Below are 14942 nucleotides of genomic sequence, written 5' to 3' on the forward strand. Positions count from 1 at the left end.
ATCGGCGGAGTACGCTGGCCTTCCACCGGACATGGAGCCTGCCGCGAGGCACGGGCTCCAGGCTCGGATGCCCCGAACCCCCCGTCCGGCCGTGTAGCCGTCTCGACAACCCAGGATCGAGCCTCCATGCAGTCCGACATCGACGCCCAGCTCAACAACTTCTTCGAAGACGCACCAGCTCGCGAGTTCGACGTGGTGCTACGAGGTTACGACCGGCATCAGGTTCACGACCACCTGAAGCAGCTCGACTCCGAGCTGCGCCAGGCCCGTGAGCAGGTGTCCTCCTTGCAGCGCGAGCTGACCGACTCCCAGCGTCAGCTGCAGGAGCAGGAGCGGCCCACCTACTCCGGTCTCGGCGCCCGCATCGAGCAGCTTCTCCGCCTGGCGGAGGAGCAGGCCACCGAGCTCGTCCAGGCCGCCAGGTCCGAGGCCAACGAGATAAAGGCCGCGGCCAAGGTCGAGGCGGCCGACCTGCGCGCCGCCGCCGAGGCCGAGGCCGCGGACAAGCGGGCGCAGGCCACTCGCGAGAGCGAGGAGATGCGCACCAGCGCCGAGCGCGACGCCGAGGAGATCCGCTCCACCGCCCGCCGCGAGGCCGACGAGCTGACCGCGACCACCGAGCGCGAGGTCGCCAAGCTCCGCGCCACCGCCGACCACGAGGTCGCCGAGAAGCGCGCCGACGCCGAGCGCGAGATCGCCAAGCTGCGCACCACCACCGAGCGCGAGGTGGCCCAGCTGCGCGCCTCGAACAAGCGCGAGCGCGACGAGGTGCTGACCACCGCCAAGCGGCAGGCCGACGAGATGCGCGCGCAGGCTCAGCGGGTGCTGGAGGAGTCGGAGGCAAAGCGCGCCCAGGACGAGGCCGAGTTCGAGATCCAGCTCGCCGCCCGCCGCGAGGAGGCGGAGCGCCAGGAGGCCGAGCGCCACGCCGCCACCCAGGCCGCGACGCAGAAGCTGGTCGCCGAGGCCGAGCAGCGCGCCGCGACCGCCGAGTCCCGGGCCACCAAGGCGACCCAGCAGGCCGAGCAGACCCGCCGCGAGGCCGACCTGCACGCCAAGCAGCTGGTCGCCAACGCCCGCAAGAACGCCGAGCAGATCGTCGCCGAGGCCAAGTCCAGCGCCGAGACCATCGTCACCGAGGCCAAGACCGAGGCCGAGCGCACCCGTACGACCATGCAGCGCCAGGTCGACGAGCTGACCCGCCAGCGCGACAGCATCACCAGCCACCTCGCGCAGCTGCGTCAGCTGCTCGGCGGCGCCCCGCTGCCGGGCATGGACTCCGAGCAGGCCGTCGCCGCGGCCCCGCCGAAGCCGGCCCTGGCCGCGTCGGCCGACGACCGTCCCGCCCCGATCCCCGCGCCGGCTCCGGCTCCCGCCAAGGCGGAGAGCAAGGCCGACGACGACGCCGAGTGGTGGCAGGAGTAAGCGGCACGGCCGACGGCTCGGGCTACCTACACGGGGACTGACCGAAAAACAGGAGAGAGCCTGGCGACCAAGGTCGCTAGGCTCTCTCTCGTTGTGCGTCCTCCCCTCGTGCAGGAGACCCTGTGACCACAGAAGCCGAACCCGCCGGAGCCGGCCTCACCACGCCCGCCCCGCCGCGGGCGGAGACCGGCGAAGCGGCTGACCGGACGGCGGAGACCGCCGACCCCGGTCCGCCCGCCCCCGCGGGGGCGGGCGAGGCGGCTGTCCCGATCGCCGTGCCGGTCTCCGGGATGCCGGGGAAACCGCTGGTACGGGGGCCGTTCCTGTTCGGGCTGACCGGCGGGCTCGGTGTGCTGACGGCCATCGCGATCGCCCAGATGGTCGTCAGCTCGCTGAGCGTGATCATCATCGTCGTGGTGGCGATGTTCCTGGCCGTCGGCCTGAACCCGGCGGTGGAGGCGCTGCAGCGGCGCGGCCTGGCCAGGCGGTGGGCGATCACGTCCGTGTTCGCCGTGGTGATCGTGGCGTTCGTGCTGTTCGGGCTGGCCGTGGTGCCGCCGGTGAGCCAGCAGCTCGCCGACTTCGTGGCCGCGCTGCCCGGCTACCTCCGGGACCTGAGCAACCATCCGACGCTGCGCGAGCTCGACGCCGACTACCAGATCCTGCCGCAGCTGGCCACGTTCGTCACCGGCACGCTCGGGCCGTCGCTGGCCACCGGCGTGGTGGGCGCCGGGCTGGTGGTGCTGGACGGGCTGTTCACCACGATCACGCTGCTGGTGCTCATGCTCTACTTCCTCGGCTCACTGCACACGATCAAGGCCTACCTGCTCAAGCTGGTGCCGGCCTCGCGCCGCGAGCGCACCGGCGCGATCGCCGAGCAGATCCTGAGCGGCATCGGCGGCTACGTCGCCGGCAGCATCCTCATCTCGGCCGTCGCCGGCGTGCTGACGTGGATCTTCCTGTCGATCGTGGGGGTCGAGTACGCGCTCGCGCTCGCCCTCGTGGTGGCCCTGACCGACCTGATCCCGCTGGTGGGCGCCACGATCGGGGCCGTGGTGGTGACCGGGGTGGCGCTGCTCGGCTCGGTGCCCGCGGGCATCACGTGCGCGATCTTCTTCGTGATCTACCAGCAGATCGAGAACTACGTGATCTACCCGCGGGTGATGAAGCGCTCGGTGGACGTGACGCCGGCGGTGACCGTGATCGCCGCCCTGGTGGGCGGCGCGCTGCTCGGCATCGTGGGCGCGCTGCTGGCCATCCCGGTGGCCGCCGCGATCGCCCTGATCATCCGGGAGATCGTGATACCCCGGCAAGCTCAGTGCTGAGGAAGCGCAACACGGCCTCGTTGAACGCCTCGGGCTGCTCGACCGCGATCAGGTGACCGGCCTCGGGGATGACCTCCAGCCGTCCCTCGGGCACCGCCTCGGCCATCGCCCGGGCGTCCGACGGCGGGGCCAGCTCGTCCTCCTCGCCGGCGAGCACCAGCGCGGGCACCTTGAGCCCGGCCAGCGTGTCGAAGGAGTCGGGCCGCCCGGCCATCGCGCGCTGCGCCCAGGCGACCGCCTGGGGCGGCGCCGACTGCACGAGCCCCTTGACCCGGCCGGACACCATGGCCCTGCGCTGCCGCGTGGTGGGCCCGGTCAGCCCCGGGAGCACCTCCCTGACCAGCACGTCACTGCCCTCGGCGAGCACCTCCCGGGCGACGCGCTCGCGGTTGCCGCGGGCCGCGTCGGTGTCGGGGCTCGCCTTGGTGGCGGCCAGGATGACGCCGAGCACCCGGTCGGGGTGGCGGCGGCAGAAGGCCATGGTCACGTAGCCGCCCATGGACAACCCTCCGATCACCGCCCGCTCGACGCCCTCGGCGTCGAGCGCCCTGGCGACGTCGTCGGCCATGAGGTCGAGTGAGGGCTCGTCGTCTCCGAGCCGAGACCCGCCGAAGCCGCGCAGGTCGGGGGTGATGACCCGGCACGCCCTGGCCAGACCCTCCCGCTGGGCCAGCCACATGGCCGACGAGAGCGGGAACGCGTGGAGCAGTACGACCGGGAGCCCGGTCCCGGCTGTTCTCGTGTAGAGCTGCACGGACCTCACGGTAACCCGGTTCCCCGCGACAATCACTCCGGTGGTCATCCGGATATGCGGCGAAAGGCCGGTCCCATTCGTCAGGCGGTCGTGAGGCCGCCGTCGACGATCAGCATCTGGCCGGTCATGTAGGCGGAGGCCTCGCTCGCCAGGAACACGGCCGGCTGGGCGATCTCCTCGACGGTGGCCCAGCGGCGCATCGGCACGTTCGCCACGGTCGCCTGGCCGCCGCTGCCGTCGTCCCAGAGGTTGCGGTTGAGGTCGGTGGCGGTCCAGCCCGGGCAGAGGGCGTTGACCCGGACGCCCGCCGAGGCCCACTCCAGGGCGAGCGTCTTGGTCAGGGCCACCAGCCCGGCCTTGGCTGCCGCGTACGGGGCCAGGAAGGGCGCGCCGAGCGCGGCCGCCGAGGCGATGTTGATCACGGACCCGCCGCCGCGGCCGAGCAGGTGGGGCGCGGCGGCGTGGCAGACGGCCATGGCCGAGTCGAGGTTGAGGCGCATGATCTTGTCCCAGCCGGTCAGGCGCAGGTCCTTGAACTCGACCAGGAAGTTGGACCCGCCCGCGTTGTTGACCACGATGTCGAGGTGGCCGAGCCCGGCGACGGCCTCGCGCACGGTCGTGGCGGCGGCCTCGCGGTCGGTCAGGTCGGCGGGGACGACCACGGCCTCGCGGCCGAGCGCCTGGACCTCCTTGGCCAGTTCGGCCAGCGCGCCGGCCGAGCGCGCCGTCAGCGCCACGTCCGCGCCCGCCTCGGCGTAGGCGAGCGCGATGGCCCGCCCGATGCCCTTCGACGCCCCGGTGATCAGAGCCTTCTTGCCGTCAAGAGCGAACGCGCCCACGGTGCCTCCTCCGTACTGACCGAACGATATTCTAGTGCGGTCAGACCTCCGTGGGGAGGGGGTGCCGGCCGGGGACGACGCGGCGGACGATCTCGTTGAGCACGGTGCGCACGTACGGCTCGCCCACCCACAGGTGCTTGGCGCCCGGCACGCCGACCACCTCGGCCTGCGGCACCCGGGCGAAACGCCGCTTCGCCTCCTCGGGGCGCAGGTAGTCGTCGAACTCCGGGACCAGCGCGATCAGCGGCCGGCCGAACGCGGCCCAGGCGTCGAGGTCGGCGTCGGTGGCCCGGTGGAGCGGCGGGGAGAGCAGGATGCCCCCTTCCACCACCGGGTCGTGGCCCCACTTGAGCACCAGCTCGCTGCCGAACGACCAGCCGACGAGCCAGATCCGCGGCAGATCGTGGAACTCGGCGTACTCCAGCGCCGCCGCCACGTCGAACCGCTCGCCCTCGCCGCCGTCGAAGGCGCCCTCCGAGGTGCCGCGGTCGGAGGTGGTGCCCCGGGTGTTGAAGCGCAGCACCGCCAGGTCGGCCAGCGCGGGCAGCCGGTTGGCGGCCTTCTTGTAGACGTGGCTGTCCATGAAGCCGCCGTGGGTCGGCAGCGGGTGCAGCGTCACCAGGGTCGCCGCGGGCGGCCGGTCCTCGGGCAGGGCGAGCTCGCCGACCAGGGTCAAACCGTCGCCGGTGTGCAGCTCGATCGGCTCACGCCGGGCGGGCAGCACGGTGGCCGCGCGAATCTCCACGTCGCTCCTTCGTAACGCGTCAGTAGCGGCTGCGGCCGGGGCCGCGGTCCAGTCTCTTGCGCCAGCACACCTGGTGCCAGTGGCGGCGCTCCTCCTCGCCGCCCCGCCAGGCGGGCCAGGTGACCAGGTGCGGGGTGCCGCTCCGGATCTCCTGGTCGCAGCCGGGGCAGCGGTAGTTCTTGGTGGAGCCGGCGCCGGTGAGCGAGCGTACCTTCCACTCGCCGTCGGGCCACTCCTCGACCCGGTCGGTGCTGCGCGGGAAGGCGATGGGACGGGTGGGCTCCCTGCGCCGGGAGCGGCGCGGGCTCATGCCGGCCCAGCCCCCGTCGTACTGATTTCCGTCACCGCCACCCTCTCGAACGCCATGCCCGTAGTTTTACAGAGCCGCTAGGGTGGGCTTCCATGCGGCTGGTCATCGCACGCTGCAGCGTGGACTACATCGGACGGCTCACGGCACATCTGCCGATGGCGCCCAGGCTCGTGCTCATCAAGGCTGACGGGAGCGTGTCGATCCACGCCGACGACCGCGCCTACAAGCCTCTCAACTGGATGAATCCGCCGTGCAAGCTCAAGGAGGACGGCGACACCTGGACCGTCACCCACGGCAAGACCGGCGAGAAGCTGGTCCTGACGATGGAGGAGATCCTCCACGACTCCACCCACGAGCTGGGCGTCGACCCGGGGCTCATCAAGGACGGCGTCGAGGCCCATCTGCAGGAGCTGCTGGCCGAGCACATCACCACTCTCGGCGAGGGCTTCACGCTCATCCGGCGCGAATACATGACGGCCATCGGCCCGGTCGACATCCTCTGCCGCGACGCCAAGAGCGCCACGGTGGCGGTCGAGATCAAGCGGCGCGGTGAGATCGACGGCGTCGAGCAGCTCACCCGCTACCTGGAGCTGCTCAACCGCGACCCGATGCTGGCCCCGGTGCGCGGGATCTTCGCCGCGCAGGAGATCAAACCGCAGGCCAGGGTGCTGGCGGCCGACCGCGGCATCGAGTGCGTCGTCCTCGACTACGACGCCCTGCGCGGCATCGAGCCGGAGAACCCGACCCTCTTCTGAGGCCGCCTGGTAAGCGAAGCCTTACGGGCCTATGTTGGCGTCATGACGACGCTCACGTTCGACTCCCTGAACCCGGCCACCGGCGCGGTCGTCGGCAGCCACCCCAAGCACGACGCCGAGGCGGTGCGGGCCGCCGTGGGCCGGGCGGGGAGCGCGGCCGAGTGGTGGGAGGGGCTGGGCCACGCGGGCCGCAGGCGCAGGCTGCTCGACTACAAGGCGGTCGTCACGCGCGAGCTGCGGGAGCTGGCGGCACTGGTCCACGAGGAGACGGGCAAGCCGGTCGCGGACGCCACGCTGGAGATCGTGCTGGCGATCACGCACATCGACTGGGCCGCCCGCAACGCCCGCAAGGTGCTCGGGCCGCGCCGGGTCTCGCCGGGGCTGGTCGGCGTCAACCTGGCGGCCACGGTGGAGTACCTGCCGCTCGGGGTGGTCGGGGTCATCGGGCCGTGGAACTATCCGGTGTTCACCCCGATGGGGTCGATCGCGTACGCGCTCGCGGCCGGCAACGCCGTGGTCTTCAAGCCCAGCGAGTTCACGCCCGGGGTCGGGGTGCGGCTGGCGGAGCTGTTCGCGGAGGCGGTGCCGGAGCAGCCGGTGTTCCAGACGGTGACCGGGCTGGGCGAGACCGGCGCGGCCCTGGCGCGCGACCCCCGGGTGAAGAAGATCGCCTTCACCGGGTCGACCGCGACGGCCAAGCGGGTCATGGCGGCCTGCGCGGAGAACCTGACGCCGATGGTGGCCGAGTGCGGGGGCAAGGACGCGTTCATCGTGGACGCCGGCGCCGACGTCGAGGCCGCCGCGGACGCGTGCCTGTGGGGCGCGCTGTCGAACGCCGGGCAGACGTGTGTGGGCGTGGAGCGGGTGTACGTGGTGGACGCCGTGTACGAGCCGTTCATGCGGGCGCTGAAGGACCGGGCCGCCACGGTGAAGGCGGGCGAGCACTACGGGCCCATCACCATGCCGGGCCAGCTGGACGTCATCAGGCGGCACATCGACGACGCGGCCAAGTCCGGCCGGGCGGTCACGGGCGGGCCGGACTCGGTGCGTCCCCCGTACGTGGATCCGGTGATCGTGGAGGACGTGCCGGAGGACTCCCCCGCGGTGCGCGAGGAGACGTTCGGGCCGACGATCACGGTCCGCCGCACCAGGGACGCGCGGGAGGCGCTGGAACTGGCCAACGCCACCGCCTACGGGCTGGCCGGCACGGTGTTCTCGGGGAACCGGCGCCGGGCGATGGAGCTGGCGCGCGCGCTGCGCACCGGGATGGCGGCCGTCAACTCGGTCATCTCGTTCGCGGGCGTGGCCGCGCTGCCGTTCGGCGGTACGGGCGACTCCGGCTTCGGGCGCATCCACGGCGCGGACGGGCTGCGGGAGTTCGCCCGGGCGAAGGCCATCGCGCGGCAGCGCTTCCCGGTGCCGGGGATGCGGCTCACCTCGTTCGCCCGGCAGCCCGAAGAGCTTGAGCGGCTGATCAGACTTGTCAGCTTCTTGCATGGGCGACGTAAGAGGTAATCCGCCCGCCCTTTCCCTTATCCGATCATCCATCCATAATTGTGTGCTCGGGGGCCACGATCATGTTGGACGGGTGGAATGTGAACCGGTCTTACCGGGGAATGACAGCGGAACAAAGGCTGGCGGACAGACGCGAGCGGCTGATGTCGGCTGCCTACACGCTATACGCGAAACCGGGTTTCGCGGTCACGACTATCGAAAGGCTGTGTTCGGAGGCGCGGATCTCCAACCGCGCCTTCTACGAATGTTTCGGCAGCCAGGAGGAGCTCTTACAGGCGCTGCACGAGCGCTGCGTCGAGGAGAGCCTCGCCGCGGTCTCGAAGGCGCTGCAGGACGTGCCGGACACGCTCGAGGCCCGCGTTCGCGCGGGCGTCCGGGCGTATGTCGAGTTCGCCACCGCCGACTGGCGCCGGGCCCGCATCATGCACGTCGAAGTGCGCAGATCAGGCGACGTGCTGATGATGTCGCGGCAGCGGGCCATCGACTCCTTCGCCCGGCTCGTGGAGGAGGCCTGGGCCGATTTTCCGGAGCCGCCGGGGGTGAATCGGCGGCTGGTGGCCCTGGGCGTAATTGGCGCGCTGCAGGAGTTGCTCATCGAATGGCTGCTGGCCAAGGAAGCGCCGGATCTCGACGAACTCGTGGGCGTGGCCGTGCATCTCTTCCTGCGAGCGCTGGCACCGTGACGGCATTCCGGAAAAGCGATGGGCATGAATTCACGCCACCGCGACGGTGGCCGCCTCGACGTGGAGGATCCGGTTCAGCCGGGTCACGGCCAGCACCCGCATGACCCGCGGGGGCACCGCGCGGAGCACCACGCGGCGCCCGACGTCGAGCGCGAGCCTGTGCGTGCCCACCAGCACGCCCAGGCCGGTGGCGTCGATCATTTCCAGCTCCGACAGGTCGATGATCAGGTCGCCGTCTCCCGTCCTGACCGCCTCGTGCAGGCGGTCGCGCACTCCGGCCGACGTGCCGGCGTCGAGCCGGCTGCCGAGCCGGACGACCTGCCCCTTCAGATTGCCCCGAATGCGCATGTCACCTCCTCGATGGGCACAACCCCGACATATCCCCCCTACCCACGGAGGGGCAGGGACACGACCGCTGTGAGCAGAAACTCGCCGTCGCCGTCCGGACCGGCGGTGAACTCGCCGCCCAGGGCCGCCACGCGCTCCCGCAGCCCAAGCAGCCCGCTGCCTCGGTCCTGTCCGGTCTCCGGCCCGGCGCCGTCGTTGCGTACCCGCAGCTCGGCCTCGCCGTCGGTGAACCGCACCAGGATGTCGCAGTAGGTGGCCGTGCTGTGCTTGAGCACGTTGGTCACCGCCTCGCGGACCGCGTAGGCGAACACCGGGGCCACACCGTGGGGCAGATCGCGATAGGGAAGATGAAAGCGGCACTCGATGCCCGCCGCTTCCAGCACCTCCTTCACGCTATTCAGCTCAGCCGTCAAGTCAAGCTCGCGGTAGCCGCGCACGGCCTGCCGCAGCTCGCGCAGCGCCTTCCTGGTGAGCTCGTTGACCTCGGTCATCTGTGCCTTGGCCGCCGCGGCGTCCTTCTCCGCCAGCCGCACGGCCAGCCCGGTCTTGACCGCGATCGCGGACAGCCGGTGCCCCACCAGGTCGTGCAGGTCCCGGGAGAAGCGCAGCCGCTCCTCGGCCAGCGCCAGCCTGGTGTGCGCCTCCTTGCCCTCGTGCGCCTTGATCGTCAGCGACAGCATCGACATCCAGATCCGGTTCGTGAGCGGGAAGGACACGCAGAAGAGCCCGTACGCGGCGGTCACGTACAGCAGGCTCCACTCCCCCGTCATCAGCAGCCCCGGCTGGATCAGGTGATTGGCCCAGGCCAGAGCGACCCCTGCCGCGAAGGTGCCCGCCGCCATGAGGACCGCGATCCTCGCCGGCACCTGGACCGAGGCCACCGCGACCCACACCGACAGGGCGAAACCGTAGGACATCGGGTCCGCGCCGCCTGCCGCCGCCACCCCGGCCGCGATCACACCGGCCACCACCACGTCTCTGACGGGGTATCGGAACTCGGTCAGGGCGGCGCAGATCCGCAGGTAGTAACGGGTGAAGCAGGCCGTCAGGATCAGTACGGGCACGGCGCGCACCCAGGGAAGCGGGCCCCCGCCGAGCGTCGGGAGAACGACCCCGGCGCCGACGAACACCCACAGGACGGCCACTATCGACGCCAGAATCCACCAGGTCTTGCGGCGTGCCCGCTCGATCGTGTCCATTACTTCGCGCGGAGCACTTCCCCGAGCTTCACCCTGGCCCCGGTGCGCAAGACCGCTCGCTCGTACACCTTGGCCCCGGCGAACAGCACGGCCAGCACCGCGAGGACCATGAGCCCGCCGGACGCCGCGACCTCCCAGATCGGCACCTCGGTGGCCGCCATCCGCACCGGCATCACCATCGAGGAGAACGGCGGGATCCACGACACGACCGTGGCGAGAGTCCCGGTGGGCTCGCGGGTCGAGTAGAAGGCCACGAAGTAGGCCGCCATGATGACCATGGTCAGCGGCGACATCACGTTGCCGACCTCCTCCTGGCGCGACACCAGCGAGGCCAGCGCGGCGCCCAGGGTGGCGAAGAACGCGTAGCCGAGCGCGAACCAGACCAGGACACCGACCACGATCCCCGGCATGCCCGGCGGGAAGTCGGCGGCGAACCCGGAGGCGACGGAGGCGCCGACGCCGACCACGACGATCGTGCCGAGGTTGATCAGCCCGAGCACGCCCAGACCGATGATCTTGCCGCCGAGGAGCTGCCACGGGCGCACCGCGCCGAGCAGGATCTCCACGATCCGGCTGCCCTTCTCCTCGACCACGCCCATCGCGACCATCATGACCTGCCCGAGGATGAGCATGAACAGCACCAGCACCAGCACGATCGCGATGCCCGTCCTGGCGGCCTGGTAGCGGGTGTCGGCCCCGACCGACTCCATCTGCAGCGGCTGGACCTGCACGCCGGCCGCGCCCAGCTTCACCTCGCGGTGCGTGCTCTGCAGGAGTACGCCCAGCTCGGTGTCGATCTGCCCGTCCGTGAGCACCTTGCTGCCGTCGACCAGCACCGCGTCCACGTCACCGTCGAGCACCGCCTGGGTGGCCGCCGCCTCGTCGGGGAAGCTGCGCCACTCGAACTCCATGTCCGGCGCCGCCGCCTCCAGCGGCAGCTGCTGCGAGTTCACGGTCCCGACCGTGTACGAGTCGGGCCCGCCCATGAACTTGGGCGCGAACGCCAGGCCGCCCACCACCAGCGCGGTGATCAGCAGTCCGATGACGAACGCCCGCGTCCGCATCTGCGTCGCGATCTCCCGCCGCGCGACCAGCATCATCCCGTTCACGCCACGGCCTCCTTGAAGATCTCGGTGAGGGTCGGCTGCTCGACCCCGAAGTGCTCGACCTGGCCCGCCTTCATGGCCCGGCGCAGGATCTCCTGGTCGTCCCCGTACTCGGTGACCAGCACGTGCCGGTCGCCCTGCACGCTCACCTGGCCCGGCAGGCCGTCCGCCCAGCCCGGGGCCGGGTCGCGGACCACGACCCGCAGCGTGCCGCCCTCGGCCGCGCGCAGGTCCTCCACTGTGCCGCTGGCCACCATCCGGCCCGCGGAGACGATGCCCACCGAGTCGCAGAGCCGCTCCACCAGTTCGAGCTGGTGGCTGGAGAAGATCACCGGGACGCCGCCGCGGCTCCGCTCCAGCAGCACCGTGGCGAGCGCGTCGACCGCGATCGGGTCGAGGCCGGAGAACGGCTCGTCCAGGATCAGCAGCTCGGGGTCGTGCACCAGCGCCACCGCGAGCTGGACGCGCTGCTGGTTGCCCAGGGAGAGCGACTCCACGGTGGAGTTCCTGCGCTCGGTCAGGCCGAGCCGCTCCAGCAGGTCCTCGGTGGCCTTCTTGGCCTGGCGCGGGCTCATGCCGTGCAGCCGGCCGAAGTACTCGATCTGCTCGCCGGCGCGCATCTTCTGGTAGAGCCCGCGCTCCTCTGGCATGTAGCCGAAACGCTGACGGCCCGCGTACGTCAGAGGCTCGCCCTGCCAGGTCACGGTGCCGGAATCCGGCGAGAGCACGCCCATCACGATCCGCATGGTCGTCGACTTGCCCGCGCCGTTCGCGCCCACGAAACCGAACATCTCCCCCGGACGGACGGTGAAGCCGATCCCGTCCAGGGCCTGCTTGCCCCCAGGGGAGCCGGGGGCCCCGCCGAAGTGCTTGCGCAGATCACTGATCTCCAACATCAGGTCATCTCCTTTGCCATGGGTAAAGAGTGGCCCAGGCGACATTCGACCTGGTAGTCGTGGAAATCAGCGGCCTGGGGTGCGATCCGCGTCCGTTACGGGTGACATTTGTCATTACGCTGAGCACATGACTCGCGCAGACAAGGACAAACCGGTCGTCCTCTCCCGTATCTACACTCGTACCGGCGACGACGGCACCACCACGCTCGGCGACATGAGCCGGACCGCCAAGACCGACACCCGGCTGGCCGCCTACGCCGACGTGGAAGAGGCCAACGCCCACCTCGGGCTGGCCCTGTCGCACGGCACCCTGCCCGGCGACCTCGTACCGGTGCTGCGGCGGGTCCAGAACGAGCTCTTCGACCTCGGCGCCGACCTGTCCACCCCGGTCACCGAGAACCCCGAGTTCCCCCCGCTACGGGTCGAGCAGTCGTACATCGACTGGCTGGAAGAGCAGTGCGACCTGTTCAACGCGCGGCTCAAGCCGCTGCGCAGCTTCATCCTGCCGGGCGGCGACCCCGCCGCAGCGGCCCTTCACCTGGCGCGCGTGACCGTACGCCGCGCCGAACGGACCACCTGGGCGGCACTGGGCGAGCACGACGACATGAACCCGCTGACCGCCACCTACCTCAACCGGCTGTCGGACCTGCTCTTCATCCTCTGCCGGATCGCGCACGACGGCGACGAGATCCTCTGGAAGCCCGGCGGCACCCGCTAGGCGACATCCAGGTAGGCGCTCGGCGGCGCCGACTCCAGCCAGGCCAGGAAACCGGTCAGCGCGTCGGCGCTCATCGCCAGCGACAGGTCGCGGGTCGAGCCCGAGCAGTCGATCGCGTGCAGGCCGCCGTCGAGCTCCCTGCGCCCGGAAACGACGAGGCCGCGCCTCGCGATCGCGTGACGCGGCCTCAGTCGCACACCCAGCAGGGGAATCCAGTGGAGCTCCCCGTCGGCATAGCGTGCCACCCCGGCACGCCACCGCCCGTCCCCCACCCGCAGGCGGCACGGTACGTTGCCGCGGCGGGCCACCAAGAAGATCCGGGCGGCCACCAGGGCGGCGGCCAGCAGCAGCGCGCAGATCACCAACGTTGCCACCATGCCGCCCCCCAAAGGCTCGAAAAAGTCAGACCTCTTCACCCGCCGCACGCAGCCGCGCCCGGGCCCGCTTGGCCTCGAGCACCGCGTCGGCGTCCTGCTGGTCGGCCTCGATCGAGGCCTGGGCCCGGTCGAGAGCGTCACGGGCCGCCGCGACGTCGACCTCGGAACCGAGCTCGGCCACCTCGGCGAGCACCGAGACCTCGTCGTCGGCCACGGAGATGAAGCCCCCGTGGACCGCGGCGACCAGGTCGCTCTCGCCCTCCCGCTTCACGCGCAGCACGCCGCCCTCGACGAGGACGCCGAGCACGGGCGCGTGTTGCGGCATGATACCGATCTCGCCGTCCACGGTCTTGGCAATCACCATGTCGGCCTCGCCCGACCAGATCTCACGCTCGGGTGAGACAACCCCTACGCGCAGCTTCGCCACTTGTGTAGGTTCCTTTCCGATCAGGTGGTGGCACGGCCGATCCGCCGCGCCACCACCGCAAGAGGGCGATTCAGCGGCGCTCGAGTTCCTTGGCCTTGGCCACGGCCTGGTCGATGCCACCGACCATGAAGAACGCCTGCTCGGGCAGGTGGTCGTACTCGCCCGCGCACAGCCCCTTGAAGGAGGCGATGGTCTCGTCCAGCGGCACGGTCTCGCCCGGCTGGCCGGTGAAGGCCTCGGCCGCGTACATCGGGTGCGACAGGAAGCGCTCGATGCGGCGGGCCCGCTGGACGGTGACCTTGTCCTCCTCGGAGAGCTCGTCGATACCGAGGATGGCGATGATGTCCTGCAGCTCCTTGTAGCGCTGCAGAATCCGCTTGGTCTCCTGGGCCACCTGGTAGTGCTCCTCGCCCACGATCTGCGGGTCGAGGATCCGGGAGGAGGAGTCGAGCGGGTCCACCGCCGGGTAGATGCCCTTCTCCGAGATCGGCCGCGAGAGCACGGTCTGCGCGTCGAGGTGCGCGAACGCGTTGTGCGGGGCCGGGTCGGTGATGTCGTCCGCGGGCACGTAGATCGCCTGCATCGAGGTGATCGAGTGACCGCGGGTCGAGGTGATGCGCTCCTGGAGCACACCCATCTCGTCGGCCAGCGTCGGCTGGTAACCCACCGCGGAGGGCATCCGGCCGAGCAGCGTGGAGACCTCGGAACCGGCCTGCGTGAAGCGGAAGATGTTGTCGATGAACAGAAGCACGTCCTGCTTCTGCACGTCGCGGAAGTACTCCGCCATCGTCAGCGCCGACAGGGCCACGCGCAGCCGGGTGCCCGGCGGCTCGTCCATCTGGCCGAAGACGAGCGCGGTGTCCTTGAGGACGTCCGCCTCCATCATCTCCAGCCAGAGGTCGTTGCCCTCACGGGTGCGCTCACCCACGCCGGCGAAGCACGAGGTGCCGCCGAAGTTACGGGCGACGCGGCGGATCATCTCCTGGATCAGGACGGTCTTGCCGACACCCGCACCGCCGAACAGACCGATCTTCCCGCCCTGCACGTACGGGGTCAGCAGGTCGATGACCTTGATACCGGTGACCAGCAGCTCGGTGCGGGCCTCCAGCTGGTCGAAGGCCGGCGCCTGGCGGTGGATGCCCCACCGCTCCTCGATCTTCAGCGACGAGGTCGGCACGTCGAGCGTCTCGCCCAGCGCGTTCCACACGTGGCCCTTGACGACGTCGCCGACGGGCACCGAGATCGGGGCGCCGGTGTCGACCACGGTCTGACCGCGGACCAGCCCGTCGGTGGGCTGCATGGAGATGGTCCGGACGAGGTTGTCGCCCAGGTGCTGGGCCACCTCGAGGGTCAGGGTCCGGGTCTCGTCGCCGAGGGTCACGTCGACCTTCAGCGCGTTGTAGATGTCCGGCATCGTCTCGTTGGAGAACTCCACGTCGACGACGGCGCCGGTGACACGTGCCACGCGGCCTGTGCCGGCCGCGGGGGTTTCTACAGTTTCAACAGCCTCTGCAGTCATT

General features: G+C 70.9%; 17 protein-coding genes. 6 read left to right on the top strand and 11 right to left on the bottom strand.

Features of this window, described 5'->3' with window-relative positions:
- Window positions 1–126: 126 nt before the first annotated feature.
- Complete coding sequence (locus AB0J42_RS15355) at window positions 127–1425, top strand: DivIVA domain-containing protein (RefSeq protein ID WP_364293909.1); 1299 nt, start codon at window positions 127–129, stop codon at window positions 1423–1425.
- Between the two features lie 122 nt (window positions 1426–1547).
- Window positions 1548–2750 (top strand): AI-2E family transporter, encoded by a 1203-nt coding sequence (locus AB0J42_RS15360; protein WP_364293912.1) that lies wholly within the window; start codon window positions 1548–1550, stop codon window positions 2748–2750.
- On the opposite strand, the gene AB0J42_RS15365 is transcribed toward AB0J42_RS15360, so the two are convergent.
- From AB0J42_RS15365 to AB0J42_RS15380, 4 genes are all read right to left on the bottom strand, one after another.
- Window positions 2710–3504: an alpha/beta fold hydrolase gene (locus tag AB0J42_RS15365; protein WP_364293915.1), complete on the bottom strand. Its 795-nt coding sequence runs from the start codon at window positions 3502–3504 to the stop codon at window positions 2710–2712. The two genes, AB0J42_RS15360 and AB0J42_RS15365, sit on opposite strands and share 41 nt — an antisense overlap.
- A gap of 80 nt (window positions 3505–3584) precedes the next feature.
- Window positions 3585–4343: an SDR family NAD(P)-dependent oxidoreductase gene (locus AB0J42_RS15370; protein WP_364293919.1), complete on the bottom strand. Its 759-nt coding sequence runs from the start codon at window positions 4341–4343 to the stop codon at window positions 3585–3587.
- Between the two features lie 40 nt (window positions 4344–4383).
- Window positions 4384–5088, bottom strand: coding sequence for an alpha/beta hydrolase (locus AB0J42_RS15375; RefSeq protein WP_364293922.1), 705 nt, complete (start codon window positions 5086–5088; stop codon window positions 4384–4386).
- A gap of 19 nt (window positions 5089–5107) precedes the next feature.
- Complete coding sequence (locus AB0J42_RS15380; protein WP_364293925.1) at window positions 5108–5398, bottom strand: ATP/GTP-binding protein; 291 nt, start codon at window positions 5396–5398, stop codon at window positions 5108–5110.
- 92 nt (window positions 5399–5490) lie between these two features.
- Here AB0J42_RS15380 and nucS point away from each other — a divergent pair, with 92 nt between their 5' ends.
- The 3 genes from nucS to AB0J42_RS15395 all read left to right on the top strand — a co-directional run bounded on the left by nucS (window position 5491) and on the right by AB0J42_RS15395 (window position 8351).
- The gene (gene nucS, locus AB0J42_RS15385) at window positions 5491–6153 is read left to right on the top strand and encodes an endonuclease NucS (RefSeq protein ID WP_364293928.1); all 663 of its coding nucleotides are present in this window, start codon (window positions 5491–5493) and stop codon (window positions 6151–6153) included.
- Window positions 6154–6195: 42 nt separating this feature from the next.
- On the top strand, window positions 6196–7668 hold the full coding sequence (locus AB0J42_RS15390; RefSeq protein ID WP_364293931.1) for an aldehyde dehydrogenase family protein: 1473 nt from the start codon (window positions 6196–6198) through the stop codon (window positions 7666–7668).
- A gap of 143 nt (window positions 7669–7811) precedes the next feature.
- Window positions 7812–8351 (top strand): TetR/AcrR family transcriptional regulator, encoded by a 540-nt coding sequence (locus AB0J42_RS15395; protein ID WP_364293934.1) that lies wholly within the window; start codon window positions 7812–7814, stop codon window positions 8349–8351.
- 30 nt (window positions 8352–8381) lie between these two features.
- Here the strand turns inward: AB0J42_RS15395 and AB0J42_RS15400 are convergent, their stop codons facing one another.
- From AB0J42_RS15400 to AB0J42_RS15415, 4 genes are read right to left on the bottom strand one after another with little or no spacing between them, the layout of a single operon-like run.
- Complete coding sequence (locus AB0J42_RS15400) at window positions 8382–8699, bottom strand: STAS domain-containing protein (RefSeq protein ID WP_364293937.1); 318 nt, start codon at window positions 8697–8699, stop codon at window positions 8382–8384.
- Window positions 8700–8737: 38 nt separating this feature from the next.
- On the bottom strand, window positions 8738–9898 hold the full coding sequence (locus AB0J42_RS15405; protein WP_364293940.1) for a histidine kinase: 1161 nt from the start codon (window positions 9896–9898) through the stop codon (window positions 8738–8740).
- Entirely contained in the window at window positions 9898–10998 is a 1101-nt protein-coding gene (locus AB0J42_RS15410) for an ABC transporter permease (protein ID WP_364294075.1), read from the bottom strand. The genes AB0J42_RS15405 and AB0J42_RS15410 overlap by 1 nt, the downstream gene beginning before the upstream one ends.
- A 5-nt stretch (window positions 10999–11003) precedes the next feature.
- Window positions 11004–11900, bottom strand: coding sequence for an ATP-binding cassette domain-containing protein (locus tag AB0J42_RS15415; RefSeq protein WP_364293943.1), 897 nt, complete (start codon window positions 11898–11900; stop codon window positions 11004–11006).
- Between the two features lie 127 nt (window positions 11901–12027).
- On the opposite strand from AB0J42_RS15415, the gene AB0J42_RS15420 reads away from it, so the two are divergent.
- Entirely contained in the window at window positions 12028–12618 is a 591-nt protein-coding gene (locus AB0J42_RS15420; protein ID WP_364293946.1) for a cob(I)yrinic acid a,c-diamide adenosyltransferase, read from the top strand.
- Here AB0J42_RS15420 and AB0J42_RS15425 read toward each other — a convergent pair.
- From AB0J42_RS15425 to atpD, 3 genes are all read right to left on the bottom strand, one after another.
- A complete protein-coding gene (locus tag AB0J42_RS15425; protein ID WP_364293949.1) occupies window positions 12615–12995 on the bottom strand; it encodes a DUF2550 domain-containing protein in 381 nt (126 codons plus the stop codon). The genes AB0J42_RS15420 and AB0J42_RS15425 overlap by 4 nt on opposite strands.
- A 25-nt stretch (window positions 12996–13020) precedes the next feature.
- The gene (locus tag AB0J42_RS15430; RefSeq protein WP_364293952.1) at window positions 13021–13422 is read right to left on the bottom strand and encodes a F0F1 ATP synthase subunit epsilon; all 402 of its coding nucleotides are present in this window, start codon (window positions 13420–13422) and stop codon (window positions 13021–13023) included.
- 70 nt (window positions 13423–13492) lie between these two features.
- Complete coding sequence (gene atpD / locus AB0J42_RS15435) at window positions 13493–14941, bottom strand: F0F1 ATP synthase subunit beta (RefSeq protein WP_364293955.1); 1449 nt, start codon at window positions 14939–14941, stop codon at window positions 13493–13495.
- Window position 14942 lies beyond the last annotated feature (1 nt).

Origin of the sequence: Nonomuraea sp. NPDC049649 (genome assembly GCF_040675175.1) — a bacterium.
Taxonomy (GTDB): Bacteria; Actinomycetota; Actinomycetes; order Streptosporangiales; family Streptosporangiaceae; genus Nonomuraea.

Excerpts from the sequence above, each read along its gene's own strand:
- AB0J42_RS15355 (WP_364293909.1), top strand. The coding sequence starts at position 127 with ATGCAGTCCGACATCGACGCCCAGCTCAACAACTTCTTCGAAGACGCA.
- AB0J42_RS15380 (WP_364293925.1), bottom strand. The coding sequence starts at position 5,398 with ATGAGCCCGCGCCGCTCCCGGCGCAGGGAGCCCACCCGTCCCATCGCC.
- nucS (WP_364293928.1), top strand. The coding sequence starts at position 5,491 with ATGCGGCTGGTCATCGCACGCTGCAGCGTGGACTACATCGGACGGCTC.
- AB0J42_RS15390 (WP_364293931.1), top strand. The coding sequence starts at position 6,196 with ATGACGACGCTCACGTTCGACTCCCTGAACCCGGCCACCGGCGCGGTC.
- AB0J42_RS15395 (WP_364293934.1), top strand. The coding sequence starts at position 7,812 with ATGTCGGCTGCCTACACGCTATACGCGAAACCGGGTTTCGCGGTCACG.
- AB0J42_RS15400 (WP_364293937.1), bottom strand. The coding sequence starts at position 8,699 with ATGCGCATTCGGGGCAATCTGAAGGGGCAGGTCGTCCGGCTCGGCAGC.
- AB0J42_RS15405 (WP_364293940.1), bottom strand. The coding sequence starts at position 9,898 with ATGGACACGATCGAGCGGGCACGCCGCAAGACCTGGTGGATTCTGGCG.
- AB0J42_RS15410 (WP_364294075.1), bottom strand. The coding sequence starts at position 10,998 with ATGATGCTGGTCGCGCGGCGGGAGATCGCGACGCAGATGCGGACGCGG.
- AB0J42_RS15415 (WP_364293943.1), bottom strand. The coding sequence starts at position 11,900 with ATGTTGGAGATCAGTGATCTGCGCAAGCACTTCGGCGGGGCCCCCGGC.
- AB0J42_RS15420 (WP_364293946.1), top strand. The coding sequence starts at position 12,028 with ATGACTCGCGCAGACAAGGACAAACCGGTCGTCCTCTCCCGTATCTAC.
- AB0J42_RS15425 (WP_364293949.1), bottom strand. The coding sequence starts at position 12,995 with ATGGTGGCAACGTTGGTGATCTGCGCGCTGCTGCTGGCCGCCGCCCTG.
- atpD (WP_364293955.1), bottom strand. The coding sequence starts at position 14,941 with ATGACTGCAGAGGCTGTTGAAACTGTAGAAACCCCCGCGGCCGGCACA.